This is a genomic window from Lactobacillus gallinarum (assembly GCF_002160635.1).
GTDB classification, from domain to species: domain Bacteria; phylum Bacillota; class Bacilli; order Lactobacillales; family Lactobacillaceae; genus Lactobacillus; species Lactobacillus gallinarum.
In genome coordinates this window covers 1-24,901 of record NZ_NFKZ01000028.1, presented here as the reverse complement: position 1 = coordinate 24,901, position 24,901 = coordinate 1, and the positions used below count along the sequence as shown (strand labels likewise).

The window sequence follows — 24,901 nt, the reverse complement described above, 5'->3', positions numbered from 1 at the left end:
TCCTTCACCCATAGCGTCACCGCTATCAGCTTGTGGTTCACTACACTTGGCGACAACTACCCGTGGTCTAGACTTTCACTAGACTAGATGAAATGTCATGCCCGACACACAAGAAAAAGGATTAGCTTAGATGACTTTTCTAAACTAATCCTTTTAAGGGAGTTGTGTTGAATGAGAATAACGAGATTTTTTACATTAGCCTACTCATCACTAATGTTGCGAAAATGATTTATCAAGATTAACAAAACGTTCAACGCTAGAGATACTGCAGGGGAGCCTGATTCCTCACTTTCGCAAAAAGGGGATGGACTTTTTATCAATCTTCACTTTTATGGTTGCACAGGGGACAACCAGTAAAAGCAATACCCAATGTATGAATCAATATATGTCCAATAGGATGTATTAATAAGGAATTAGAAGATTTGTTACCTTCTTGCAACTTATCTCTATATTTGTTGCGTTGTATTTTTGTTATGAGTATATAATATCAGCAAGCTGACATTGCGTCACTATTTATTTTTTCTCTTAATAAATTCTTTAGAAATTGCTCAAAATATAATCAACTTCTCCTCCATATTCTTCACCAAATAAATCTAAATGCATGCAAAGATAATAGAAGCGATACCAGTTAAGACGCCGTTCTAGGTCTGGTCTTAAAGGATAAACTTCATTGTATGCTGCATAAAATTCATCATTGAAGCCGCCGAAAACTGTCGTCATCGCTAAATCAAATTCACGATCTGCATACACGGCATCTGGATCAATTAGATAGGGCTTTTCTTTTGCAAACATCACGTTGCCCCACCACAAGTCGCCATGACACAAGCTGGGCTGAACTTCATTTTTTGCATAATAATCTTTAAAAGCAGCTACCATTTTTTGAAAATGTTTTTCACGATAATCATTCCAGCGACCCACTTTTTTGGCATATTCAACTTCGGGCGTCAAGCGTTGATTAACGTAAAAATCTATCCAACTGGAATTCCAATGATTGTCTTTTTTCAAAATTCGAGTTCGATAAGTATCGCCAAAACCAAATTGCTCATGATGATACTGATGCATTTTTGCAACCATTTTTCCGAGATCAGCTTGATTGCCGCTGGTCCTGTCCAGCCAGTTTAAAAGTAAATATGCATCCCCTTCAATTTGACCACTAGCTAAAACTTGTAAAGTGTTTATCCCAGCTTTAGCCATTTCATTTAGTCCTCTTTTTTCATGATCAAAAAAGGAAGCAGGCTTCTTCGGCTGCAACTTCATGAAATAAGTTTTACTAGCAGTTTTAATTCTAAAAGCTTCATTCATGTCGCCGCCATGCACAGATTCACACGAAATAATTTTCTCTATTGGCAATTGACTAAGCCATTTTTGATTTAACTTCATGATTATTTACCTCTTCTTTCATTATAGATTTTTCTCAAAAAAATTAGATCTTTTGTGTTTTGTTGAGCAAAGTGAAGTGTATAATGAGGAATGGTCATACTAATAAATTTTACGGAGGTTGAATTTATGACAAAGATTTTTGCTTACGCTATTCGTAAAGACGAAGAACCATTCTTGAACGAATGGAAGGAAGCTCACAAGGATATCGATGTTGATTTCACTGATAAGCTTTTGACTCCTGAAACTGCAAAGCTTGCTAAGGGTGCAGATGGTGTTGTTGTTTACCAACAATTAGACTACACTGCAGATACTCTTCAAGCATTGGCAGATGCTGGCGTAACTAAGATGTCATTACGTAACGTTGGTGTCGACAACATTGACATGGACAAGGCTAAAGAACTTGGCTTTGAAATTACTAATGTTCCAGTTTACTCACCAGACGCTATTGCTGAACATGCTGCTATTCAAGCTGCACGTGTATTACGTCAAGACAAGCGCATGGACGAAAAGATGGCTAAACGTGATTTACGTTGGGCACCAACTATCGGCCGTGAAGTTCGTGACCAAGTTGTCGGTGTTGTTGGTACTGGTCACATTGGTCAAGTATTTATGAGAATTATGGAAGGTTTCGGCGCAAAGGTTATTGCTTACGATATCTTCAAGAACCCAGAACTTGAAAAGAAGGGTTACTACGTTGACTCACTTGACGATTTGTACAAGCAAGCTGATGTAATTTCACTTCACGTACCAGATGTACCAGCTAACGTTCACATGATCAACGACAAGTCAATCGCAGAAATGAAAGACGGCGTTGTAATTGTAAACTGCTCACGTGGTCCACTTGTTGACACTGACGCAGTTATCCGTGGTTTGGACTCAGGCAAGATCTTCGGCTTCGTTATGGATACTTACGAAGGCGAAGTTGGTGTATTTAACAAGGATTGGGAAGGTAAAGAATTCCCAGACAAGCGTTTGGCAGACTTAATTGATCGTCCAAACGTATTGGTAACTCCACACACCGCCTTCTACACCACTCACGCTGTACGTAACATGGTTGTTAAGGCATTCGACAACAACTTGAAGTTAATCAACGGTGAAAAACCAGATTCTCCAGTTGCTTTGGACAAGAACAAGTTCTAAAAATAAATTAGAATTAATAAAAAATCTCAGCTCAATTGGGCTGAGATTTTTTTGTACTTATAAATTGTCATTGTAGCTATCAGGTACGTCATCAGCGGGACTAGCTACAGATTTCAAAGTAAAGTTTTGTCCATCATAATTCAAAACAACGATGCCGCAATTGTGATAATGCAATTTGCCTAAGGGATGCAGGCTGTTCAATGCTTTTCTTAAAAAGTTCATTAAAGCCCCACCATGTGAGACAATTAACACATTTTTACCATCTGGAATATCATTTAACAATCTACGAATTGTTTTATCCATTCGCTCACTTACTTCGTCTTGAGTTTCACCGCCAAATTGTTTAAAGAAATCTCCGTAAGGCGGTTTAGGATTCAAACTTTCATCATGAGCTTCGTAGCGACCAAAGGCATACTCTTTTAATCCCTTATCGCGCTTGAATGGCATCTTGTGTTCCGTTATAATTTCCAACGTATCACTCGCTCTTTCAGAGCTTGAAGAAAAGGCATAATCAAAGTGCACGTGTTTTTCTTTTAAATAATCACGTGTAGCTTCTGCTTGTGCAATTCCTAACGGGGTTAGTGGAGAATCACATCTACCTTGAATTTTATGGAAATAATTGAAGAAAGTTTGTCCGTGACGAACTAAATATACTGTAATCATCGTTTTCTCCTAGAGATTAAAAATGAAAATACTAAAACGAATTGGGATCGGTTCGCTCAGCTTAATCGGTATTTTGCTTGTAGTGATTATCGGTTATGTTGGCTACATGCAAATGCACTATTATCGCATCCCTGACAACCGCAAATTAACAGTAAAAAACAATCAGGCTAAAAAGCTAAGTTTGTATCATCCATATTCTATTATCACTTATAATGTCAGCTTTGGTGCATATAATCACAATTTTGATTTTTTCATGGACAAAGGTGAACTTAAGAACGGCAAAAAAACGCAAGGTACCCGCGGTACCGCGTTTTCTAAGCAATCTGTTCTTGATTCGACTGATGGTGTTATTAAGACCATGAAAAAACAGAATCCTGACTTTATGCTCTTTTAAGAAATCGATACTCACTCAACACGTAGTCACTACGTCAATCAAGTCAATTTAGTTGAACATGCTTTTGCCAACAACTTTCATTCAGCTTATCTTGCCTGGCCACTTTATGACCCACACGGCAGCGTTCAATCAGGCTTGCTCAGCATGAGTAAATATCACATGCAAAGTGCAATCAGAAGAAAGTTTCCTGTTTCGTCCGCATTCATTTCTAAATTCACGGATCTTGATCGTTGCTTCACAGTTATGCATTACCCTATCAAAGACGGAAAAGAATTAATCGTCATCAACAGCCACATGTCAGCCTATGACAAGGGTGGTAAAATACGGTCGGCATGGTTTTATTATTTCGAAAAATATTAAGGCCAAGACTACCGACATCAATACTGATTATCGCTACTCCGATCACAATCCAGTAAGATTGGAATTTAATTTAAGATAAAACTAAAAAGCCGTAAAAACGGCTTTTTTATTTTTATTCAACATCCAAATATTTAGCCAATACTTTAAGTACACCATTTTCATCATTTGACGGTGCTTCGTATTTAGCAACAGCTTTGGCTTTTTCATTGGCATTTGCCATGGCATAACTATAACCACAAGCCTTAAGCATGCCAATATCATTTTCACCATCACCAAAGGCAATTAAATCTTTTTGATCAATATGATAGTACTTAAGCATATCAGCTACACCTTTAGCTTTGTTGATGCCTTTGTGTACCAAATCGATCGTCATATTGCCACTGCTAGTACCACGAATATAATCACCATATTTTTCATTAAAGCGATTCTGAATCACAGTAGCCAATTCATCATCGGCAGTCAGACAAACCTTCAAAATAGCATCGCTTGGATCGATATCAGTAAATTTATCGATTTCTTCTACCTTACGATAATAAATTCGAATATCGTCTTTAGTTGCCTTATCCATGCTCTTCAAGATGTAACAATGATGTTCTGCACTAACCATGATAATTGCTTCTGGATATTCGGTTTGAATAAAGTTGAGTAGTTTTTGAGCAATATCATAGTCAAGCGCAGTTCTTTTGATTACTTTGCCATCTGCCTCTAAGATCGCACCATTTTCAGAAACATAATCGATGCCAGTAGTAAATTCTTGAAAGTATTCATGTGAACGAATTAATTGATTACCCGTTGCTGAAATAAATGGAATGTTATTTGCTTGTAATTTTTTTAGGATTTTGCCAAATAGTTCGTGATCAAAAGTCTTTTTTTCTGTTAAAAATGTTCCGTCCATATCAACTGCTACGGCTTTAAAAGGAATTGTAGTCATTAATATCAACCTTTCTATCATAGTTTTATCTTACTATGTAAGCGGTTGTCTTTCATTATTTACAGGGCAAAATGAAATTTCTTTCACAGGTAATCATATATTTCAGTTTACGCAAGAATTTTTCTCTAATCTAATGGGTAACTATAAGGATAATGTGCGGTCTGCGGCACTTGATCCCAGGTTACTGTATGCCCTGCTCCATGAGAACAAAATACAGAGTTTGGTGTATTTTCTAAATCAGACATAGGATCATAATCTTTCGCTGCAATTATTTCATCCGCATTATGACATAGCAAATATCCTTTGACTACGCATTCAAATATTCCCTGACCATGAGTATAGCTACGCACTTCAGTCGCATAATCTCGCATCTCACTAACTGGTGCAGATCCATTAATAATCGTTCGATTTCCATTATTTTCAGGCGTATCGAACTTACCATGCATCCGCTGAATATCATTCAAAGCACGGCCCACTTGATCCTGCTCAACCTCTAAATGAAAATCATACCAAGGCTCAAGCAGCTGCAGCTCATTTCTAACTTTCAACTCCATCAAACCCTGACGAATGGCGCGATACGTCGCCTCTCTAAAGTCACCACCGACTGAGTGCACTAGACTGCCCTTCCCACCGATCAAGGTAATTTTCATATCTGTAATTGGCGAGCCGGTTAAAACACCTAAATGTTCCTTAGACTTTAATGCGGTCATGATTTGGTGCTGCCAATTTTTAGTTAGAACTTCCAAATCACACTTATTTTCAAAAATAATGCCACTGTTTTCGGAACCTGGTTCAAGGAGTAGGTGAACTTCCGCGTAATGGCGCAATGGTTCAAAGTGTCCGACAGCTTCGATCGGTTTAGTAATTGTTTCTTTATATAAAATATTGCCTTGTTCAAAGCTGATTGCTAAACTAAATCGCTCCTGCAAAAGCTGCTCTAATATTTCTAACTGGATTTCTCCCATTACTTGGACATGGATCTCTTGTAAATGTTCTGACCAAGTTACATGTAATTGCGGATTTTCATCTTCTAAAGCTTTTAACGCCTTTAAACATTCAGGAATGTCATGCTCACCAGGATTTACCCGATATGTCAAAACAGGCTTAAAGAACGCGTGCGTATCTGCCGTGCCAATTCCTTCACCGGGATAAGTATCTTTTAGACCAGTAGCTGCTACAACATCCCCGGCCGTTGCTTCAGGCACCACATTGAACTTGGCGCCGTTATAGTTGCGTAATTGGTTGATTTTCTCATCACCCAGCATGCTTTTAGCTTTTAAGCTGCCACCTAAAACCCGCAACCATGATAGACGCTCACCTTTTTGATCATGGGAAATCTTGAAACATCTTGCCTTAAAGTCTGAACCAAATGCCTTTTCTTTCGTCCATTGATCTAAGCCAGCTAAAAATTCAGGAATGCCAGTAAGCTTTAATGCTGAACCAAAGAACACAGGGAATACCTGTCTTTGTAAAACCAATTTCTGAATATCAGCTATTTCAATTGCCTGTCCATCTAAATATTTTTCCAGCAAGTCGTCATCAACTGCAGCGATATTTTCATAAAAATCATCATCGATCTTATTAAAATCAATGCATCCCTGATCAAGATTCTCTTGAATATCAGCTAAAACCTGCTTGAGATCAATACCCGCAATATCAGTTTTATTAACAAAAATAAAGGTCGGCACGTTATAACGCTGGAGCAGTCGCCATAACGCCTTAGTGTAACTAACTACACCATCTGTAGCTGAGACCACTAAGATGGCATAATCTAGTACGCCAAGCGTCTCCTCAGTCTGCGCCGCAAAGTCAACGTGCCCTGGGGTATCCAATAAAGTAACATCTAAATCTTTAGTCGTCAGTTTAGCAGCATGTAAAAAAATCGTAATGCCGCGCTTTTTCTCAAGCGAATTAGTATCTAAAAACGCATCTCCATTATCTACTCGGCCCAAATTGCGCAAGTTTCCTGCTGTATAAAGCAGAGCCTCTGATAACGTAGTTTTACCCGCGTCAACGTGAGCTAATATTCCCATTGTAATTTTCTTCATTTTTTCACCTTAAACAAAAAAGCCCTGCAATAGCAGAGCCACACGTCGACGTACAGTAACCAGCTGTATACACGTCAATTTATAATCTTTAATTTCGTCGTACCTCCAAAGTACGTGAAAAAACTGCTTAAGTTTCTTTTAGATCTTCTAAAGAACTACTTTAAGTAGCAAAACTGGTCACCCTCTGGGCGGCTTTTTTAATTAATTTCATTAAAAATCAACTTGATCAGGATCGTTAGCCAACTTGCTTGCTCCACGCAAATCATCTAACTTGGCCATGTCTTCTGGACTAATTTCAAAATCAAATACATCTGCATTAGCTGCAATATATTTAGGGTGAACTGACTTAGGCAATGGCAAAAATCCATGTTGCAGTGACCAACGAATTAACACTTGGGCTGGAGACTTACCATAATGTTCAGCAACTTCACCTACTGTTTCATTACCAAGCAAACCACCTGTACCTAATGGACTGTAAGCTTCATTAAGCATATTGTATTCCTTGCTTGCTGCAGTAACTTCCGGTTGCAAATCGCTTGGGTTCAAGTAGTTCTGGTTAACAACTGGCTTAATTTCTGCTGTCTTCATCAATTCATCCAAGTGATGCTTTCTAAAGTTAGACACACCAATTGCACGAATCTTACCAGCTTGGACAGCTTCTTCCATCGCTTGCCAGCTTTCGGCATTTAACTCTGCCCAATGATCACGCATGTTAGCAGGATTTGGCCAATGAATTAAATACATATCTAAGTAATCCAAACCAAGCTTTTCTAAACTAGTGTCGATTGCTTTCTTTGTCTTGTCATAGCCGTGATCCGCGTTCCACAACTTAGTAGTAACAAATAAATCATGACGATTAACGTCGCTCTTCTTAATTGCTTCGCCAACACTTTCTTCATTGCCATAAGCTGCAGCGGTATCAATATGACGGTAGCCAGCGTTCAATGCGGCTAAAACTGATTCCTTGGCTACTTCACCACTTGGAGTTTGCCAAGTACCGAAGCCGATTACGGGAATCTTAACGCCATTGTTCAAAGTATAAGTATCTATAATTGAATGTAATTCCATATATGTTTTTCCTTAATTTTTTCTAAAAAAGTTTGCTTTCAAGCTAATCTTATCTGTCTATAACTACTCACATGATAATCTTAAACTAAATAATCAATGTGAGGTGAATAATATGCCTGAAAAATCTTTCTTAATTTTGAAAAGCAACTTAACTGCTTCCGATATTAAACAATTAACCAGCCAATGGGATTTAGATTCTGCTATTTTTGCTAATTTATTTAGTCAGCTTGATCATATCAACCAAAAACTAAATGCTGTCAAAAGAAAAATAGATTACTTAGATTCCGTTGCACGTGAAACAACTAAAACTAAAGAACTTAAAAAAGTTACTGACTTAACTAGAGAACTAGTCTACCTCAAACACACATTAGATGATCAAACAGAAAGCTTACGCTCTTTTGGTGAATATCCAAAAAAGAATCAACTTGCTTCCTCTGCCGACATTGCCAGTTTAATGACTAAACAAGCGCAACTGACTAAGATGATCCATGTTTATACGGATCTATTGAATTCAATCAGTGGCTTATTCACCGCCATGATGGACAGCCATTTGAATCACTTAATGAAATATCTGAATTCCGTTGCTTTAATCAGCGGTATCTGGGGCATGAATATTGGTGGCTTACCTGGCAGAACCAATAAGAACGGCTTCTGGATTATCATCACAATTGCGGCTATTTTGACAATTATTTGGGCAATTATTCTAAAGAAAAAGAAGTACAACGATTAGTACTTCTTCTCAAAATCATTTTGCATTAATTTAACAAATTCAGGATAATTTTCCACTTCAAACTTGGGATGTAAATTCAAGGTGTTTTTACGATGACGGTGATTGTACCAGATACTGTCAAAGCCATATCTTTCAGCTCCTAAAATATCTGATTGTAAACCATCGCCAAAAAAGACCGTATCATTAGGACCAATTTCCGTGCGGCTAAAAAAATAGTCAAAGGCATGGACATTAGGTTTAGAATAATGAGCTTCTTCCGAAGTAACAATTAAATCAAAATATTTCTTCACGCCCGCTAATTCTAAGCGATGATTTTGCATAAACTTTTCGCCATTACTTAAAACGGTTAATTTATAGCCCTGTTTTTTAGCAAACTTAAGAGTATCTTCTACTCCGGGAAGCAATTGGTGGGCTTCACCAAAGTAGGAACGATATTCATTCATCATCTTTTGACCATCAATTTCTAAACCGAAATGCTCCTTAATAAAATCGTGAAAAGTCATCTCACTTAGTTCTTCATAGGTTATTTCACCTTGTTCAAGCTTGCGCCATAATCCTTGATTATAGGCATGATATTGGCGTTGAAGTTCTGGCGTTAATTGCCAGTGATGAACGTTGAAAAGGCTGTGTAAAGCAAAATCTTCCGTAGCAGCAAAGTCGATGATCGTATCATCTACATCGAAAATAATTTGTTGATAGCGCAATGAAGTCATTCCCTTCTATTTTTTATAGCTGGGTATTAATTATACCAGCTATCATTAAGAAAAAAATAATTGACATCTTTCTCACCTTTCTTTAAAATTTGAGCAACAAGTATTTTAGACGAAAGGAAGATTTATCATGTTTAAGAATGTAGTACTCAATCGTTGGCAATTCCAGCACTAGAGTTGTTTCTGCACGCTTAAGGTACAGATGCGGCTCATACGATCGCGTCTGTGCTGGTAAATCTTCATGAAAATTACCCGCACGGAAAATAAACGTGCGGGTTTTGTTTTAAGCATTTCCCGTCAAGAGGAAATGCTTTTTTGTTTGAGGTTTAAAAATGAAAAGATTAATTGGAACGCTTATTGCTCTTTTTGCTTTTTTGATTGTGGCTTTCATTTCTGAAACAAACCAAGAAAAAGCAGAACAAAAACAACCAACTGTAGGAATTTTACAAACTATGAGTCACCCTGCTTTAGATCAAATTCATCGGGGAATTATTCAAGGGCTCAAAGAAGAAGGGTATTTTGAAGGTAAAAATATTAAAATTGATTTTCAAAATGCCCAAGGCGACCAAAGCAATCTAAAATCAATGGGTGATCGCTTTATCGGGGAACATGCCGCATTAACTATCGGAATCGCTACGCCAGCAGTTCAGTCTTTAGCCAATACTCCGGGAGATACACCGGTAATCATGGGAGCTGTTAGCGATCCTCTTGGTGCACATCTAGTCAAAAGTTTAGCTCGTCCTGGTGGCAAAATCACTGGGGTTCAAGACAGACAACCAATTGCGGCTCAACTTAAATTAATGAAAACTATTATGCCTGATCTAAAAAAAGTTGGCGTTGTTTATACTTCTAGCGATGATTCTTCTACTTCAGAATATCGAGAATTTAAACAGCTCGCAGAAAAACAAGGTCTAAATGTTACACCTTATACCATTACTTCTACCAATGATATCGAACAAGTCGCTCAAACCTTAGCTGGAAAAGTTCAGGCAGTATATGTGCCAACTGATAACACCGTAGCTTCAGGAATTGCCACGCTACTTAAAGCAACAAACGCAGTGAAGATTCCGGTCTTTCCTGCCGCAGATACAATGGTTAAATCAGGCGGACTAGCAACTCGCTGTGTTAGTCAATACGACATGGGACTTTTAACTGGTAGAATGGCGGGACAAGTTTTGCACGGTAAAAATCCGGCAACCTTACCCGTTAAACGAGTAACTCATTACGAAACAGTAATTAATGCTAAAACTGCAGAGAAATTAAATATTCATATTCCAGCTTCTGTTTTATCTGCCGCACAAAAGAAAGGAAGAATTATCAAATGAGTTTAATTACTTCAACTATTGGTCAAGGGCTCTTATGGGGAATATTGGCTCTTGGACTTTTCCTAACATTTAGAATCCTGAACTTCCCTGATATGACCGTCGAGGGTACTTTTCCTTTTGGTGCAGCTATCTGTATCAGCGCACTAGTTCATGGCGTTAATCCAATTATCGCCACTATCCTCTCTTTTTTAGGTGGAATGCTCACAGGCTTAATTACTGGGCTGCTTTACACCAAAGGCAAAATTCCCGTTTTATTAGCTGGGATTTTAACTATGACCGGAATTTATTCTGTCAACTTACGTATTTTAGGGAAAGCAAATGTCGGCCTGCTTAATAAAGCTACATTGCTGAACGAAAAATTTTTACAAAGATTGCCCGATAATTTTCCTACTATTGTAGTTGGATTACTTTTCGCCATTTTTATTATTTTATTGCTAGCACTTTTCTTAAATACCGATCTTGGACAAGCCTTTATCGCTACCGGTGATAATGAAAAAATGGCTCAATCATTAGGCATAAATACCGATAACATGAAAATTCTCGGCCTAATGCTATCTAACGGTTTAATTGGTTTAGCCGGCGGATTATTAGGGCAAAATGGCGGCTATGCCGATGTTAATATGGGAATCGGAACGATGGTTATTGGCTTAGCTGCAATTATTATTGGTGAAGTGGTTTACGGCAATTTATCTTTAACAGCACGACTAATTGCCGTAGTCATCGGCAGCATTATTTATCGTTTGATTCTATTATTAGTATTGCAACTTGGTTTCAGCACCAACGACTTCAAGTTGATTTCAGCAATTATTTTAGCCATCTGCATGATGTTGCCTTTATTTGAAAAGAAATTTCATACTCGTAAATTATTGAAAAAAGGTGTGACTAAGCCATGAGTACAATTTTAGATTTACAAAATATCACTACCACAGTCAACGTTGGAACTAGCGAAGAAAAAAATATTCTTAAAAATATCAATTTAAAAATAAACGATGGTGACTTTATCACCCTACTTGGAACTAACGGAGCCGGGAAGTCTACGTTACTTAACATTATCAATGGTTCTATTTTTCCCACTAGCGGGAAAATTATTTTAAAAGAGCGCGATTTAACTAATCTATCTGAGGTAAAACGGGCAAAATATATTGCACAGGTTTTCCAAGATCCAAAAATGGGAACTGCACCTAGAATGACCGTTGCCGAAAATTTACTGCTGGCTACTAAACGCGGGCAACAACGCGGATTGCATTTACGTGGATTGGACCAGCATTTAGAAGAATTTAAGCGTGAGACAGCTCAACTACCCAATGGATTAAATGAACGGTTAAATACTTTTGTCGGCAATTTATCTGGTGGTCAAAGACAAACTCTCAGTTTCTTGATGGCGACTATCAAAAAGCCTGAACTCCTTTTACTTGATGAACATACTGCTGCTCTAGATCCAAATACCAGTCGGCAACTCCTAGAATTAACCAACAAGGTTGTTAAAAAAGAACATTTAACTTGCATCATGATTACCCACCAATTAAAGGATGCCATTAAATATGGCAACCGCACTATTATTCTAAATAGTGGAAAAATTGTTTTAGATGTTAATGGACAAGACAAAAAGACTTTAACTGAAGAAGATATTTTGCAATATTTTACCGATTAAGACTTAAATCCAGATGTTTTAATAAGCACCTGGATTTTTTTAACAAAAATTTTTGTTTTTACTTTTTATAATTAAAACTTGGCATAAACGTTATTATAGCAGGCTTTTGCGCCATCTATTTTCTTTTTAAAAAAGTCTTATTTTGCCCTTGCATTATATAACGTTCGTTATATAATAAAGATGTAAGGAATGAGGGAACGAAAAGTTCCAACAAGTTAAAGTGATTTAGAAAATAGAGGTATTCATTATGTTAGACTCAAAGAAAATTGTTAAAGTTGTTTCAGTTGTAGTTGCTTCAATTAGTATGATGGGTGTCGGTGCTTCAGTTAGTGAAGCTGCTAGCTTCACTGCTCCAAAGCTTGGTCTTTCAGAAGTTGCTACTACTAATCCTTCAATCAAGAAAGGCGACAAGATCTTCGTTGTTGTAAAAGACACCAAGAATCAAAAAGTTAACGTTTTAAACGCTAACGGTAAGAAGACTGCTAAGAAAGTTTCAATGGGTTCAACTTTCACTGCTAAAGCAGTTAAGAAGACTAACGGCAAGAAGATCGTTAAGATCAACAAGAGTCAATGGTTGAACGCTAAGGACGTTGTTAAGGACTAATTTTTTCAGATCAAAACAAATAAATAATTTTTAACATGATGAATATCATAATAAAAAGGTGAGATAGCTATGCGCTATCTCACCTTTTTTACCTTAATTATTTTCATTTAACATAGGCTTCTTTAATTCCAATTACCGACAAAGCTGCTAAAAAGCCTGAAATCCCAGTAATTAACATCATCGCTGGCATAGAATTTCCTACCATTGGAAAAATAATAAAACTAAGCAGTGAAGCAACAATCTGTGGTAAGCAAATTGAGCAATTGAACAAGCCTAGATATGTCCCCATATGTTTGCCTGATAAGGCATTAGAAACCATCGTCAATGGATAAGTATTCATCCCTGCCCAACTAATACCAATCAATACAAAAGATAGAATCAGCATTCCTTGTGAATGAATTAAAAAGATTGAAGTATAGCCAATGGCTCCTAGTAATAAACTTAAACCATAGCCTAATTTATGATGGTTATTAGGCACCTTGGCTAATACATATGACCAAATTACTGCTGCAATTGATTGTACAGCTGTTAATACACCAAACCAATTCCCAGCAATCTGATAGCCTGCAGAAGAAGCATTCGTTGTATGCCAAACATTTTCTGCAATTGCGCCCGTAGCATATGTTGATAAATACTGAAAAGAAATCCAACAGAAGAACTGAACTAATGAAACTTGCCAGAATACTTTTGGTGCCTTTTTTAGCAAGTTAATCCAGCCGCCACCTTCTTGATTATCAGATTCCTTAATGCCATGATAACGAGCATAAGTTTCTGGATCATATTCATGAACTCTAAAAATTGTAAATAATGAAGTAATTACTAAAACTGCTGCACCAACATAAAATGAAATAACCACTGACTGTGGCACTACTCCCTTTTTGGCAGTGTTGGCAACACCTAGTGTCGTTAATAAGAATGGAAAGAATGCAGCAATTACGGCACCAAAGTTTGAAAGCATACTTTGAATACCATAAGCATATGACTTTTGTTCATCATTAACCATGTCACCAATCATCATCTTAAATGGTTGCATGGCCATATTCGAAGCAACATCAAGAACAGCAATAGCCACAGCACCGAATATCAATGCTTCAATTGAACCATATCCCAGACCAAAGCTGCCCACATTAGGTAAAATTACCATAGTTAAAACAGCGAAAATCATTCCTATTAATAAATACGGTAACCGACGTCCAATTTTAGGAATCCATGTCCGATCTGACAAAGATCCAATCCCTGGTTGAACTACCAACCCTGCTAACGGTGGCAGAATGAAGAACCAACCAAGTTTAGTTGGATCTGCACCCAAAGTTTGAAAAATTCTGCTCATTTGAGAAGTTTCCAAAGTAAAGGCAATCTGCACACCTAAATAACCCAAACTAATCATCCAGATTACACTACTAGCTAATGTAGGCAAGCCCACTTTTTCTGCTTTCATTTTTCCCTCTCATTTTCTCTCTTTTAAATCGCTTACATCAAATAAATATAGTCATCATTGTAAGAGCTTTCAACGTCTGATCTATTGTTAACGGTAACTAAATTTTATAAAAGCTTAAGGTCCACAATATTCTGCTAGTAGTAAAATATTAATCATAGAAATTGGAGGTATAATTATGCTTTCATTATTATTGGTAATTTTCCTACTTTGGCTATTTTTCAAATTGGGAATCGGTTTAATTAAAATTTTCGGCTTCCTAATTATGGCAGGATTGATTTTTATTTTTTGTGCATACTTATTAATCCCTTTTCTCGCCATCATTGGTATCGGAAGTCTCATCTGGGCATTAGTTAGATAAAAATTAAAGCAAGGTTATCTATATTTGATAACCTTGCTTTTTTACATTTCTTTCAATTCTCGCCTAATCAAACTTGCTAGTATTCCATATCCTTTATCACCAAAATGCAAGCCATCATTTTTTATTCCCCGAGAAATATCGCTTAAATCGCCTGCATCAATCATTGCTTGGCACAAATCTGCATAATGAAAATGATATTCTTCTGCTATCTCTTCAACCACTTTCGCATATTTTTTTACCAACTCATTATTGCGTACATGTTGCTTCTGCTCATCTACTGCTGGCGGCGAAATGAGCAATACATGTGGCGGATAGTACTGACAAATAACCGCAGAGGCAATTAATTCCATATTTCTTTTAAATTGCTCTAGCGGAACCTGCTTATGTGTTGCCAAGTCATTTGTTCCTAATAAAATCACCAAATTATCGCACTTTTTCACGCTCAATACTAATTCATTTAATCGAGCAAAAAATGCTCCTGAATTAATTCCCGAAACCGCAGTATTTTCAATCTGAATCTCAGGCAATATCTGCTTTAAATTCCAGTTAATATGTGGCTCGGTCTTCCCTTCATATCGAGCAATAATGCTATCGCCTGTAAGTAGTACTCTCATTTTAATTTAGCTTTCTTATCCTTTTTAGTAGGTTTGATATTTAAAACGTCTAATAAAAAAGTGAAAATCGGAACTCCTACAATTAGTCCCCATGTACCCCAAAAATGTTCTGCTACAAGAAGTACTAAAAAAGTATAAAAGATCGGTAATTCTGTCTTGCTGGCCATAAACTTAGGATTTAGCACATACGCCTCGATTGCATGAATAATCATGATCATGACAAAAATATAAATCACATAGCGAATGCCGCCGACGGAGTACCCTACGATACTTAATGGAATCAGCGAAATAATCACACCGGCAACTGGTACTAAGCTTAAGATAAATACCATCAAGCCTAAAGCTACAATTTGTGGCATTTTCATAATCGCCAAACCAATCATGGTAAGGGCCGTATTACAGATTGCAATAAAAAATTGTGCTTCTAAAACTACACCAAAAGTATTAGTAAACTTTTTGCCAAAGTAACGAATATCTTCAAATAACCATTTTAAGTAGCCGCTTTTAACAAATAAACTTGAAAACTCTCGCATCTGCTTTAATTCGATGGTGTAAAAGAAGCTTAAAATAAGCGACATGAATGTTGCAATCGTCAACGTACCAATATTAGTAGCGGTATGAAAGGCAAATGTCATGGCACGCTTTGCCTGTGTAACAAGTTCACCTTTGCTAATGTAATGCGTTACATACGACATTAACTGCGATGACTGATTCGTCTCATAAAACGCCATTACGGATTTGACCATCTTAGAAATCTGTCCAACCAACATCGGCATATAAACCGTAATGACAAAATAAAGTAGTGCCAAAATAATTAAATACGTCACTACAACAATTGCGCCGGTTGGCATTTTAGAAACATAACGCTGTACGAAGTGAATCAAATGCACAATAACATATGTAAAAATAAACGTTAACAAAATCGTATTCATCATCGCACGCATTTCATAAAGAAAAGCAACAATGATCAAAAATACTACAAACCTGCGCAAAGGAATATTATTTTTGAATTTCTGCCAAGCAGTATCCATAACCTAACCTCGTTTTCTCTAACTCATATGTTTGATTGTATCATTCCTAAATTTGTTCTTGGTATTTCTATACCACTTTCCACTAAAAAAATAGACAACTCAATTGAGAGTTGTCTATTTTGCTATCTAATCTTCTTTTTTCAAAATATCTTTTTTGATTTCCATAAACTTTGGTGCATCAAGTACTTTTAACTTAGGGAAACTCTTAAGAAAACGTTTATGGTTCCAACTTAATTGATATGGTTGCAATTCATCATAGTGCTGCATTACTGAGTGATGCCAATCGCCAACTTTTAATTTACCCTTTTCAGGCATTCTGCTTTCAACTTTAATTCTTACACGATCAATGAATTGATTGATATGGTCATCCCACATCTTGGTCGTAGTATGGAATCTTTCTACACTGATCATAGTTAAGACTGTATCGAGTCCCATTACAATCGTAATACCTACGGCTAACCAGCCATGAGTATCTCTTTCTTCTATGTTTATAATATCTTGAACAAATGGCTGCACAAATTTTACCAGTAACACCACTCCAATTCCCCAAAAGAGCGAAATGATTGGAGCTACTCTTCCTTGAACGTTTCCCCATAAGTGAGAATAATCCCATAATTTCATATGAAAGACTTTTTCAAGAAAGAAACTAGCAAAATATTCAAAGACTGTTGCAACAATAAATCCAATTACAAATAAAAGAAATAAGTTATCTTGTACATCTTTGGTACAAATTAAAATAGTCGTAATTGCAAATCCATAGACTGGACAATATGGTCCAAAAAGAAAGCCACGATAATCATAATGATGATCTTTAATTGAACAGTAGCAAGTTTCCCATAGCCAGCCAATAAAAGAATACGTAAAAAATAAAACAATAATTTCTGAAATTGAGTATGGCATATTATATCTCTTTCATGATACAAAGTTATAACTCCATAATACGTGAAAGATCAAGTTTTATCTATCAAAAATCCGAATTTTATAATTAATATACTTTTTATTTTGAAAATTTTCTTTTAATTCCTAATATTCCTGCCAGCAAAATGAATACACCCATCAAACTTAAAATGCCATTTGTCCTTTCACCAGCTTGTGGCAATTTGCCTGAACGACTTCTAGATGAATGCTCCTTAGTTGAAGAATGTTTTAGTGATTTAATATCATCATCTTCTTCATCTAAGTCGGTATCATCACTTGAATCGCTATGCGTAACCTTTTGTTCTTTCTTGTCAAAGCCACTTAGCTCTTTAGGATTTACATCCTTAGCCGCTTCAAATGTAGATTCCGGTGTACTTGTCTTAGATAACGTCTTGACTGGCTCAACATCCTTATCGTTTGTTTGCCGACTATCTTTTTTATCGTCTAATAATTTGAGTAGTCTTGAGAACAATATGGACAATCCTCTATCTTTTTCAGCTTTCTCAAGAGTCTTGCGTCGTGCCATTTCATCATTGCTCTCACTACGGATCCCCACAAAAGTTGCATCATAATCATCTAAAATTCTCCCTTCGTATAAACTACTTTTTCTTTTATCTTCATTTTTTAACTGATATTCTAATTGGATCTTATTAATCCCGGTAATCGCTTTTTGTTCCAGAACTTTCGTCTTATATTTAATAGTAAAAGTTCTATGTGATCGTCCCTTATTATTTAAACTAATCAACAATTTATTTTGATCAAATTTAACTTCTTTCTTGCCTAACTCGATAAAAATATCATCGGTTTCGATTCCTACCGTATTTTTATTAAATTCCAGGCCCTCTGGTAGCTCATTCAAAATTTTTATCGGTCCTAAAAATTCTTTTTCATCAGGATTTACTTTTATTTCCCATGCAATACTATCTTGGTGTTGGTTCAATTTACCAATAATTTCAGTAAAAAGTGCCTCTTTATCTTCGGGTTCAATTGTTAAGACCTTCTCAATTTTTCCAGCATGCACAGTTAGTTCTTGTTTATCATTTGCTGAATTACGAACCAAAAGATCAAATGTTAGCTGACCTACAAGGTGATCATACTTTTCAATCTTGTTATTAAATTTCACTAAAACGCGATTGGTTTCAACAGTATATGTCCCAACTTTTTGCTCGTTATCATTTTCGTCTTTAATGATAATATTTTTAGTTTTATTAATTCCTTTTGCCTGGACTTTATCAGATTCACTCCAGGTAATAGTCAGTGAATCATCACTTTTCAACTTATCCTTCTGATAACCGGTAAGCTCCACATTAACGTGAACTAGCTGACCACTCTCCACTTTCTCTGATCTGCCATCGTTAAAAACGATCTTAGTAAAATTATCATTCACGGCAGCTTGAACGTTTTTTGCTCCTTTGACCCACATCAGCATTAATAAAAACACAACACTGACCAGTAATTTTTTCATATCATATTCCCTCATTAACTTTTAGATTCGTTAATTGAGATTATACAGAGGAAAAAAGTAAAAGATAGCTATTCGGTAAAGAAGAAAAACAATATATATTTTTCGTCATTGCTTTTGTGATAAAAGTTGATTTTTGTTCATCACATAAAACAAAACTGATCAAAAAAGCCCGCCTCTCGGCGAGCCTTTCTTAATTTCAAGCTTAATAATTCAATTTGATTTGTAATGCACCAGTTTCAACACAATCACCGAAGCATTTCATTGCAGCATCGTATGCAGCTTTTGCAGTTTGCTCATTAGCATTATGCAGTTTCTTTTGTAATTCTTCACCAGTTAATTTCTCAGCTTCTGCATCAGTTTCAAGTAAAATATGACGACCTGCAGCTAATGTTTGTTGCTTCAATTCTTCGACTGAAGCGCTGTAGCGGAATCGATGCTCATCAACAATGGTAGCGATAGCTTGGGTCAGCCAATACATATTTTTGATATCAAAATGTTCCTTGGTATCACGGTAAACGCTAGGCGTATCAAGCACGTTGGTATAGTATGGCGCAATGCCATTGAATGTATTAGGACCAAAGGCTAACCATTGAACGCCAGCTATTTCCTTAGGGACATCATTTCTAATTTGTAAAATTGATAATTCCTGATTACGTTGAAAACCAATCGGACGAAAAGCATGACGGTCTGCATTAGTGCCTTGTAAGCCATAAGGATCATACTTAGTATGTTGATAGCGTGATGATAAAGCATACTTGAAATCTTCAATAGTTAATAAATGTTCAGGCTTTTTAATGAATGGCAAGTTAGGATCATCAGGCTCATGAACATCACTTGGATTAAAGAGTTTTTGAATATACCATTGGCGCGGAATGTTGTATTCATAGTCTGAATCATCGTGACTACCAAAGATATGACGAAGATTATATGGATTACCGCTGTGATCAATATCTAAGTGATACTTTTCAATCATTTCTTCCAAATCAGCGGAAGCCATCGTATCATCACTAGCAAAGTCAAAATCGGTGATGCTAAACCAGTTTGGCGCAGCGATGTAACAATCATCTGGGATTCTTTGAGCTGCCCAGTGATGGCCACCGATAGTTTCCATGTACCAAACTTCATCTTTATCTGAGAAGGCTACGCCGTTTGATTCATAAGTGCCGTATTTTTCTAGATATTGCCCGAGCAATTTTACCCCTTCACGAGCTGAATGAATATAAGGCAAAACGATCGTAACGAAGTCTTCTTCACCGATTCCCTTTTTGTTCATTGGGTCAACGCCCAAAATACGTGAATTGGTAGTGCTGGTTTCGGTGGCACTCATTGCAACATTAGCGGCGTTGATACCGGCTTCGCCCCACCAGCCCATGGTCTTCATGGTTGATTCAAGTTCTGGCACAGCGGTATAACGCATAGGATTGTCAGGCAAATCTACCTTGCACTTAGAAGTTACTGATTGATAATCTTTAGGTTGCTTGTCAGGCGTTACGACGATGAAACGTTTAGGATTGAAGGCGTGACCGTAGTCTTCGTTTCTGGCAATTAAAGTTGAACCGTCAGCCGTAGCTTTTTTACCGGCTAAAATTGTTGTACATGGCATTTTTTATCCTCCTATAATTTTGTTCTTTTTAGTCTATTGCAGAACACTTGAGAAATAATTAATGGATAAAACATTTAGCTACTCTTCTTTCAGAATATCTTCTGGTGATTTAAAAGATTGATCGCGACTCAATGAATCTAAATATTCTTGAAGAGTTATATTTTTCTCATAGATATATTTTCTTACGGTCTGTGCAACCTGCTTACCACTAATTAACATGATTGGATAATCGTCTTCCAGTATTTCGCGTTGAGCTGGGTCGCTGAAAAAAGATGTAGTCACAAATGCTGCGATCCATCCACGCTTTAACCTAGCAACTACTCTATCAACGGCTTCTCCTGTTATACGCTGATCTCGTCGGTAACATTTAGCTTGACCTAATACCACCTGTCTAACTTGGCTAATGCCCTTAGTTCCAATATCTACTCGTAAAACAAAATCATAACCACCATCACCAGATGATTTAGTTACCCAACCATCATGGCATGCATCCCCAATAATTAATCGTGTAATTTCTTTAGCTAGACCTTCAAATTCAAAATCTCCACTATGAGCTTTTGAATTATCTTTCTTCCGATAATATTCATAGATTTGATTCAAAATTTTATCATCTGCAGAACCAGGTGTAGGCAGTTGCTCCTCTTTTTTAGAAGTACTTCTTCCATAAACCTTCCGGCGAACTTTTTCTAAATCTCCAGTCCTTATCCAAAATTTCCATTCTTTAGGAGCTAGTGCATTGGCTAAAGAAATAAAACTTTTATCTTTAGCTGCCTGTTTTCTCGCTTCAATCCAGGACCAATCAAAGCCTTCCTGTTCTTTTTTCATTGAAAATACACAGAAAGTGAATAAATAATTGGAAAAATATGCTTTATCTGCCCCACTACCTGTGTATTGAGTTACCAATTTAACATTTTTTATCACACCATATCCATGAAAAATTCTTTCTCCCTGTTTACGTGTTTCAAAAAATACAATAGGAACAGCAGTAGCTCTTACTTCGGGATTAGGATCATGACTAATTTTAAATTGATCCAACAAATATTTATTCCCTCGTGTAGTTGCAGGATCTGTGTCAGGTCTTTTATTATCACCATAATAATTTATATACCCGACATCTTCATTAAACTCATCTTCCCATGGATTATAGTTAATCCCTCTGGATTTCGTATTACTTGAAATAATAATGCATTCATTTTCAGCAGGTTTAAAAATTCCAGCTTGATTAAAATAATTTTTCTTTCCATCTTTTAAATGGGTTTCAATAAAATAATTTTTCGAAGAATCATCATCTTCAGAAATATAATATGTATCAGAAATTTCCTGTGCTTCTTTTTTAGCCTGAGGTCCCGTTTTATACGAAACACCTATATGTAATACCATTTACTCACCTACTATGAACTACACCGGCACTGAAGTGCCGGGTTTCTGGGAACACTGAGTAGTGTTTAGGATCTTACATTGAACTAGTCAAATACCTAACTCACAGAACTCAGCTTGTTACCATGGCCAGTCCCTGACCATTTAGCTTTGTACTTCCTTTATGCAGGATATTAACTGCCGCATTAATATCTCGATCATGCTTGGTTTGACACTTAGAACAAGTCCATTCACGAATCTCTAATGGCTTAGCGCCACTATTATAGCCACATTTTGAACAAATTCTGGAAGTGTTCTTGGGATCAACTGCAATTAGTTTCTTGCCATACCATTCGCATTTGTATTCTAGCATTTGTCTAAACATTCGCCATGAAGCATTGGCAATTGACTTAGCCAAATGATGATTTTTCTGAAGATTCTTGGTTTTCAAATCTTCAATCGCAATTACATCATATTGCTTAACTAAATGCGTAGTTAGTTTATGCAGATAATCTCTGCGCTGATTAGCTGCTTTAGCTTGGTATTTGGCTTTTGACTTTTGCGCTTTTTGCCAATTAGTGAAGCTTTCTAAGCTTCTAGGACAAAGCACCTTTTTATTCTTATTTTGTAAAACTAGTAATTTAACTAAATGTCTACGTCGAGAATACTTTTTCTGCCAGACTTTGGCTTTCTTTTCAAAATAAGAGCTATTAAAACTAGGATATTTTAGCCCATTAGACAGAATTGCTAAATCAGCTACGCCAACATCAATTCCAACCTGTTTGCCAGTTAAGCTGTACTTCTCTGGTTCAGGTATTTCAGCTTGTAGAGACAAATAATACTTGCCCGTTGGTTCAAGTACGACCGTATAACGCTTAACCTTAGTGTTTTGCAAAACTCCAGTCTTGCTGGTTTTGACATAGCCTAATTTAGGAATCTTCAAGTACCTTTTACCTGCAGTTTTTATGATTGACTTGCCTGTATAAGACTTTTTCAGATACTTGCGTGAATGAAAACGAGGCTTGCCAATTTGACCACTTTTATCTTGAAAGAAGTTCTTCCAAGATTGAGTTAGGAATTCATTAACTACCTGCAAGCTTGAAGAATCGCTGGTTTTCAAAAAAGGATATTCTTTTTTAAGCGGCTTAAGCAGATAATTCAGCTTGAACTTGCCTAAAAAAGGCAAAGCTTTATTATTCTGATAGCGCTCATTCATCATGGCCAGCATTTGATTCCAAACAAAGCGATCATTGCCAAACATCTGCTCAAGCTGGTTTTGTTGTGTTCTATTAGGATAGAGTCTTAATTTGATCCCTTTTAGCACATTTGTTCCCTCCTTTCTTTTTAAGATTATATCAAACATATGTTTAAGAAAGAAGGGGGGGAACAAGCAAAAAAACTAAAAAAGGCCGGATTCATCACGGGATTAAAATCCCGTGTTTTCTCCGGCAATTAATCAATAAAATGTAGCGAATTTTTAGATAAAAATAAAAGCCCTGGTGTTTAAACTCAGGCCTTCTCATCGCAGCTGCATCTGTTCATTAAAATAATTTTTATAGGCTAAATAACCACTGATTACCGCACCAAGGCTTGTCGCCGACAGTAACATGAATGTGATCATAATCTGATACTTGATCGCGTAAACTGGATTAATTCCTGCGAAGATCAAGCCCGACATCATCCCTGGTAAATTAACCAAGCCCACGGTCTTGGCAGAATCAATCGTTGGCTGCATCGCAGTTTTGATACTCCGACGCAGGATCGGCATCGATGCCAATTTAATATCGCTGCCCAAAGCTAATTTTTCTAAAACTTGTTGATGCAAATCATTGAAACTATCATGCAATGCCTTGTAGCATAAGCCGATCGCCACCATTTCATTACCGGCAATCATCCCCGTAATTGGAATCACCTGCATCGGGATGGGCTTAATTACCCCTGAAAAAATCAGCAAACCTAGCGTCACATAGGTGCCGATAGCCTCGGCAATTATCGAATTCCAAAGACTGCGGTGCGGATTAGGATCACGTTTATTAGCGTTCCAGGACGCGTTAAAAATGATGACCAAGGTCGAAACGATGGTTAACCACAGCTGATCAACGTGAAAAATAAACTTCAGCACAAAGCCGATAATGACTAACTGAATAATTGCTCTAAATACACTCGTTAAAATATCTTTAGTTAAGCCCAGCTTTTCTTTAGCCGAGATCGCGATTGATACCAGCACCAAGGCAAAAGCCAACACTAAAGATAAATTACTAACCATCACATTCTTCATTTGATGATCCTTCCCTGCTTAATCTGCATAATATGACCGGCCGTCTGAATCTCACTTTGATCGTGAGTTACTAGAATAATAGTAGTTCCTTGTTCGTGCACTCGCTTAATCAATTGATGCACTATTTCCTTGCTATCATCATCAAGCCCAGTTGTAACCTCATCTAGTAGCAACACCTTAGGCAGAAAAACTATATTTCGAATGAGAGCCACTCGCTGCTTTTCTCCACCTGACAAAGAATTTATGTCCTTATCCAAAAAATCAGCAGATAGATCAACTAGTTTTAGTAACTCATCTATCCTTTTTTCTACAACGACTTGCCTTCTAATTTCATAGGGAAAAATCAAGTTTTCTCTTACCGTTTTGCCAAACAAGCTCGGCTGCTGGAAACAATAAGAGACTTCCCTGCGGTATTGGACGGGATCGTATTTCGCCATCTTTTTGTCTTGATAAAAAATATCGCCTGCTGTTGGGCTGATTAAATTAGCGGTTAATTTTAAAATAGTACTTTTACCAGAGCCTGATGGTCCAACCAAAGTCAAAAAATCTCCTCGATCTACCTTAAAAGAAACATCATGCAAGATTTGTTTTTCTTTTACCTGGTAACTAATATGTTTAAATTCGATAATTGTCATAGTTTTTTCCTAAAAATATTTTTGCATTAACATTTTTAGTTTAACCATATTGGCTTTAGGTGACAAATTAAATATGTGATTGCATAATAAACATTCTAAGCTAAATAGTGAATTAGTTATCCGACGGGATAATTGATTCACTATTTTTATTCTCTTGTAGAATTTAAGTAGTAGTAAAACTATATGTCATCGGGGCTTTAG

At 36.7% G+C, this 24,901-nt stretch carries 23 protein-coding genes and 1 pseudogene; 8 read left to right on the top strand and 16 right to left on the bottom strand.

The annotated features are described in order from the left end of the window. Positions 1–537: 537 nt before the first annotated feature. Positions 538–1,380, bottom strand: a complete 843-nt coding sequence (locus B5E95_RS08405) for a fructosamine kinase family protein (RefSeq protein WP_087236208.1) — start codon at positions 1,378–1,380, stop codon at positions 538–540. Between the two features lie 126 nt (positions 1,381–1,506). On the opposite strand from B5E95_RS08405, the gene B5E95_RS08400 reads away from it, so the two are divergent. Further along, the gene (locus B5E95_RS08400) at positions 1,507–2,520 is read left to right on the top strand and encodes a D-2-hydroxyacid dehydrogenase (RefSeq protein WP_087236206.1); all 1,014 of its coding nucleotides are present in this window, start codon (positions 1,507–1,509) and stop codon (positions 2,518–2,520) included. 57 nt (positions 2,521–2,577) lie between these two features. Here the strand turns inward: B5E95_RS08400 and B5E95_RS08395 are convergent, their stop codons facing one another. Continuing rightward, positions 2,578–3,183 (bottom strand): histidine phosphatase family protein, encoded by a 606-nt coding sequence (locus B5E95_RS08395; RefSeq protein WP_087236204.1) that lies wholly within the window; start codon positions 3,181–3,183, stop codon positions 2,578–2,580. A 22-nt stretch (positions 3,184–3,205) separates the two neighbouring features. Here B5E95_RS08395 and B5E95_RS08390 point away from each other — a divergent pair. Then, positions 3,206–3,910, top strand: a pseudogene (locus B5E95_RS08390) (endonuclease/exonuclease/phosphatase family protein); the annotation flags it as partial. 139 nt (positions 3,911–4,049) lie between these two features. On the opposite strand, the gene B5E95_RS08385 reads toward B5E95_RS08390, so the two are convergent. The 3 genes from B5E95_RS08385 to B5E95_RS08375 form a co-directional block, all read right to left on the bottom strand. Further along, on the bottom strand, positions 4,050–4,868 hold the full coding sequence (locus tag B5E95_RS08385) for a Cof-type HAD-IIB family hydrolase (protein ID WP_087236202.1): 819 nt from the start codon (positions 4,866–4,868) through the stop codon (positions 4,050–4,052). A gap of 125 nt (positions 4,869–4,993) precedes the next feature. Beyond that, positions 4,994–6,916 carry a GTP-binding protein gene (locus B5E95_RS08380; RefSeq protein WP_087236200.1) on the bottom strand — a complete coding sequence of 641 codons (1,923 nt, stop codon included), beginning with the start codon at positions 6,914–6,916 and terminating at the stop codon, positions 4,994–4,996. A 210-nt stretch (positions 6,917–7,126) separates the two neighbouring features. Continuing rightward, entirely contained in the window at positions 7,127–7,984 is an 858-nt protein-coding gene (locus B5E95_RS08375; RefSeq protein WP_087236198.1) for an aldo/keto reductase, read from the bottom strand. A gap of 112 nt (positions 7,985–8,096) precedes the next feature. On the opposite strand from B5E95_RS08375, the gene B5E95_RS08370 reads away from it, so the two are divergent. After that, positions 8,097–8,714, top strand: coding sequence for a CorA family divalent cation transporter (locus B5E95_RS08370; RefSeq protein ID WP_087236195.1), 618 nt, complete (start codon positions 8,097–8,099; stop codon positions 8,712–8,714). Here the strand turns inward: B5E95_RS08370 and B5E95_RS08365 are convergent. Further along, positions 8,711–9,418: a YjjG family noncanonical pyrimidine nucleotidase gene (locus B5E95_RS08365; RefSeq protein WP_162606884.1), complete on the bottom strand. Its 708-nt coding sequence runs from the start codon at positions 9,416–9,418 to the stop codon at positions 8,711–8,713. The genes B5E95_RS08370 and B5E95_RS08365 overlap by 4 nt on opposite strands. Positions 9,419–9,756: 338 nt before the next feature. Between B5E95_RS08365 and trpX the strand changes: the two genes are divergently transcribed. The 4 genes from trpX (at position 9,757) to B5E95_RS08345 (ending at position 13,004) form a co-directional block, all read left to right on the top strand. Continuing rightward, complete coding sequence (trpX, locus tag B5E95_RS08360; protein ID WP_087236193.1) at positions 9,757–10,749, top strand: tryptophan ABC transporter substrate-binding protein; 993 nt, start codon at positions 9,757–9,759, stop codon at positions 10,747–10,749. Then, complete coding sequence (locus B5E95_RS08355; RefSeq protein ID WP_025006122.1) at positions 10,746–11,642, top strand: ABC transporter permease; 897 nt, start codon at positions 10,746–10,748, stop codon at positions 11,640–11,642. Before trpX ends, B5E95_RS08355 begins: the two co-directional genes overlap by 4 nt. Then, on the top strand, positions 11,639–12,400 hold the full coding sequence (locus B5E95_RS08350) for an ABC transporter ATP-binding protein (protein WP_087236191.1): 762 nt from the start codon (positions 11,639–11,641) through the stop codon (positions 12,398–12,400). Before B5E95_RS08355 ends, B5E95_RS08350 begins: the two co-directional genes overlap by 4 nt. 247 nt (positions 12,401–12,647) lie before the next feature. Next, on the top strand, positions 12,648–13,004 hold the full coding sequence (locus B5E95_RS08345; RefSeq protein ID WP_087236189.1) for a hypothetical protein: 357 nt from the start codon (positions 12,648–12,650) through the stop codon (positions 13,002–13,004). 103 nt (positions 13,005–13,107) lie between these two features. Here the strand turns inward: B5E95_RS08345 and B5E95_RS08340 are convergent, their stop codons facing one another. After that, positions 13,108–14,442, bottom strand: coding sequence for an SLC45 family MFS transporter (locus B5E95_RS08340; RefSeq protein ID WP_087176238.1), 1,335 nt, complete (start codon positions 14,440–14,442; stop codon positions 13,108–13,110). A gap of 175 nt (positions 14,443–14,617) precedes the next feature. Between B5E95_RS08340 and B5E95_RS10985 the strand changes: the two genes are divergently transcribed. Then, positions 14,618–14,800 carry a hypothetical protein gene (locus B5E95_RS10985; protein WP_087176239.1) on the top strand — a complete coding sequence of 61 codons (183 nt, stop codon included), beginning with the start codon at positions 14,618–14,620 and terminating at the stop codon, positions 14,798–14,800. A gap of 41 nt (positions 14,801–14,841) precedes the next feature. Here B5E95_RS10985 and B5E95_RS08330 read toward each other — a convergent pair whose 3' ends face one another. From B5E95_RS08330 to B5E95_RS08285, 9 genes are all read right to left on the bottom strand, one after another. Then, positions 14,842–15,414, bottom strand: coding sequence for an SGNH/GDSL hydrolase family protein (locus tag B5E95_RS08330; RefSeq protein ID WP_087236187.1), 573 nt, complete (start codon positions 15,412–15,414; stop codon positions 14,842–14,844). Then, positions 15,411–16,445: an AI-2E family transporter gene (locus B5E95_RS08325; RefSeq protein ID WP_087176241.1), complete on the bottom strand. Its 1,035-nt coding sequence runs from the start codon at positions 16,443–16,445 to the stop codon at positions 15,411–15,413. The genes B5E95_RS08330 and B5E95_RS08325 overlap by 4 nt, the downstream gene beginning before the upstream one ends. Positions 16,446–16,571: 126 nt before the next feature. After that, positions 16,572–17,345: a putative ABC transporter permease gene (locus tag B5E95_RS08320; RefSeq protein WP_087176242.1), complete on the bottom strand. Its 774-nt coding sequence runs from the start codon at positions 17,343–17,345 to the stop codon at positions 16,572–16,574. A gap of 97 nt (positions 17,346–17,442) precedes the next feature. Beyond that, complete coding sequence (locus B5E95_RS08315) at positions 17,443–18,828, bottom strand: Ig-like domain-containing protein (RefSeq protein ID WP_087176243.1); 1,386 nt, start codon at positions 18,826–18,828, stop codon at positions 17,443–17,445. A 202-nt stretch (positions 18,829–19,030) separates the two neighbouring features. Next, positions 19,031–20,431, bottom strand: a complete 1,401-nt coding sequence (locus B5E95_RS08310; RefSeq protein WP_087236185.1) for a C69 family dipeptidase — start codon at positions 20,429–20,431, stop codon at positions 19,031–19,033. 78 nt (positions 20,432–20,509) lie between these two features. Further along, positions 20,510–21,811: a restriction endonuclease gene (locus B5E95_RS08305; protein ID WP_087176245.1), complete on the bottom strand. Its 1,302-nt coding sequence runs from the start codon at positions 21,809–21,811 to the stop codon at positions 20,510–20,512. A gap of 109 nt (positions 21,812–21,920) precedes the next feature. Then, a complete protein-coding gene (locus B5E95_RS08300; RefSeq protein WP_087176246.1) occupies positions 21,921–23,150 on the bottom strand; it encodes an RNA-guided endonuclease InsQ/TnpB family protein in 1,230 nt (409 codons plus the stop codon). Between the two features lie 156 nt (positions 23,151–23,306). Further along, entirely contained in the window at positions 23,307–24,065 is a 759-nt protein-coding gene (locus B5E95_RS08290; RefSeq protein ID WP_087176247.1) for an ABC transporter permease, read from the bottom strand. Continuing rightward, entirely contained in the window at positions 24,062–24,700 is a 639-nt protein-coding gene (locus B5E95_RS08285) for an ABC transporter ATP-binding protein (RefSeq protein WP_087176248.1), read from the bottom strand. Before B5E95_RS08285 ends, B5E95_RS08290 begins: the two co-directional genes overlap by 4 nt. Positions 24,701–24,901: the final 201 nt, after the last annotated feature.

Bases quoted from the DNA above. Each gene is read 5' to 3' on its own strand.
- B5E95_RS08290 (WP_087176247.1), bottom strand. From the start codon at position 24,065: ATGAAGAATGTGATGGTTAGTAATTTATCTTTAGTGTTGGCTTTTGCC.
- B5E95_RS08355 (WP_025006122.1), top strand. From the start codon at position 10,746: ATGAGTTTAATTACTTCAACTATTGGTCAAGGGCTCTTATGGGGAATA.
- B5E95_RS08300 (WP_087176246.1), bottom strand. From the start codon at position 23,150: ATGTTTGATATAATCTTAAAAAGAAAGGAGGGAACAAATGTGCTAAAA.
- B5E95_RS08285 (WP_087176248.1), bottom strand. From the start codon at position 24,700: ATGACAATTATCGAATTTAAACATATTAGTTACCAGGTAAAAGAAAAA.
- B5E95_RS08310 (WP_087236185.1), bottom strand. From the start codon at position 20,431: ATGCCATGTACAACAATTTTAGCCGGTAAAAAAGCTACGGCTGACGGT.
- B5E95_RS08380 (WP_087236200.1), bottom strand. From the start codon at position 6,916: ATGAAGAAAATTACAATGGGAATATTAGCTCACGTTGACGCGGGTAAA.
- B5E95_RS08385 (WP_087236202.1), bottom strand. From the start codon at position 4,868: ATGACTACAATTCCTTTTAAAGCCGTAGCAGTTGATATGGACGGAACA.
- B5E95_RS08405 (WP_087236208.1), bottom strand. From the start codon at position 1,380: ATGAAGTTAAATCAAAAATGGCTTAGTCAATTGCCAATAGAGAAAATT.
- B5E95_RS08375 (WP_087236198.1), bottom strand. From the start codon at position 7,984: ATGGAATTACATTCAATTATAGATACTTATACTTTGAACAATGGCGTT.
- B5E95_RS08370 (WP_087236195.1), top strand. From the start codon at position 8,097: ATGCCTGAAAAATCTTTCTTAATTTTGAAAAGCAACTTAACTGCTTCC.
- B5E95_RS08400 (WP_087236206.1), top strand. From the start codon at position 1,507: ATGACAAAGATTTTTGCTTACGCTATTCGTAAAGACGAAGAACCATTC.
- B5E95_RS08395 (WP_087236204.1), bottom strand. From the start codon at position 3,183: ATGATTACAGTATATTTAGTTCGTCACGGACAAACTTTCTTCAATTAT.
- B5E95_RS08330 (WP_087236187.1), bottom strand. From the start codon at position 15,414: ATGAGAGTACTACTTACAGGCGATAGCATTATTGCTCGATATGAAGGG.
- trpX (WP_087236193.1), top strand. From the start codon at position 9,757: ATGAAAAGATTAATTGGAACGCTTATTGCTCTTTTTGCTTTTTTGATT.
- B5E95_RS08315 (WP_087176243.1), bottom strand. From the start codon at position 18,828: ATGAAAAAATTACTGGTCAGTGTTGTGTTTTTATTAATGCTGATGTGG.
- B5E95_RS08345 (WP_087236189.1), top strand. From the start codon at position 12,648: ATGTTAGACTCAAAGAAAATTGTTAAAGTTGTTTCAGTTGTAGTTGCT.
- B5E95_RS08350 (WP_087236191.1), top strand. From the start codon at position 11,639: ATGAGTACAATTTTAGATTTACAAAATATCACTACCACAGTCAACGTT.
- B5E95_RS08320 (WP_087176242.1), bottom strand. From the start codon at position 17,345: ATGCCATACTCAATTTCAGAAATTATTGTTTTATTTTTTACGTATTCT.
- B5E95_RS08340 (WP_087176238.1), bottom strand. From the start codon at position 14,442: ATGAAAGCAGAAAAAGTGGGCTTGCCTACATTAGCTAGTAGTGTAATC.
- B5E95_RS10985 (WP_087176239.1), top strand. From the start codon at position 14,618: ATGCTTTCATTATTATTGGTAATTTTCCTACTTTGGCTATTTTTCAAA.
- B5E95_RS08325 (WP_087176241.1), bottom strand. From the start codon at position 16,445: ATGGATACTGCTTGGCAGAAATTCAAAAATAATATTCCTTTGCGCAGG.
- B5E95_RS08305 (WP_087176245.1), bottom strand. From the start codon at position 21,811: ATGGTATTACATATAGGTGTTTCGTATAAAACGGGACCTCAGGCTAAA.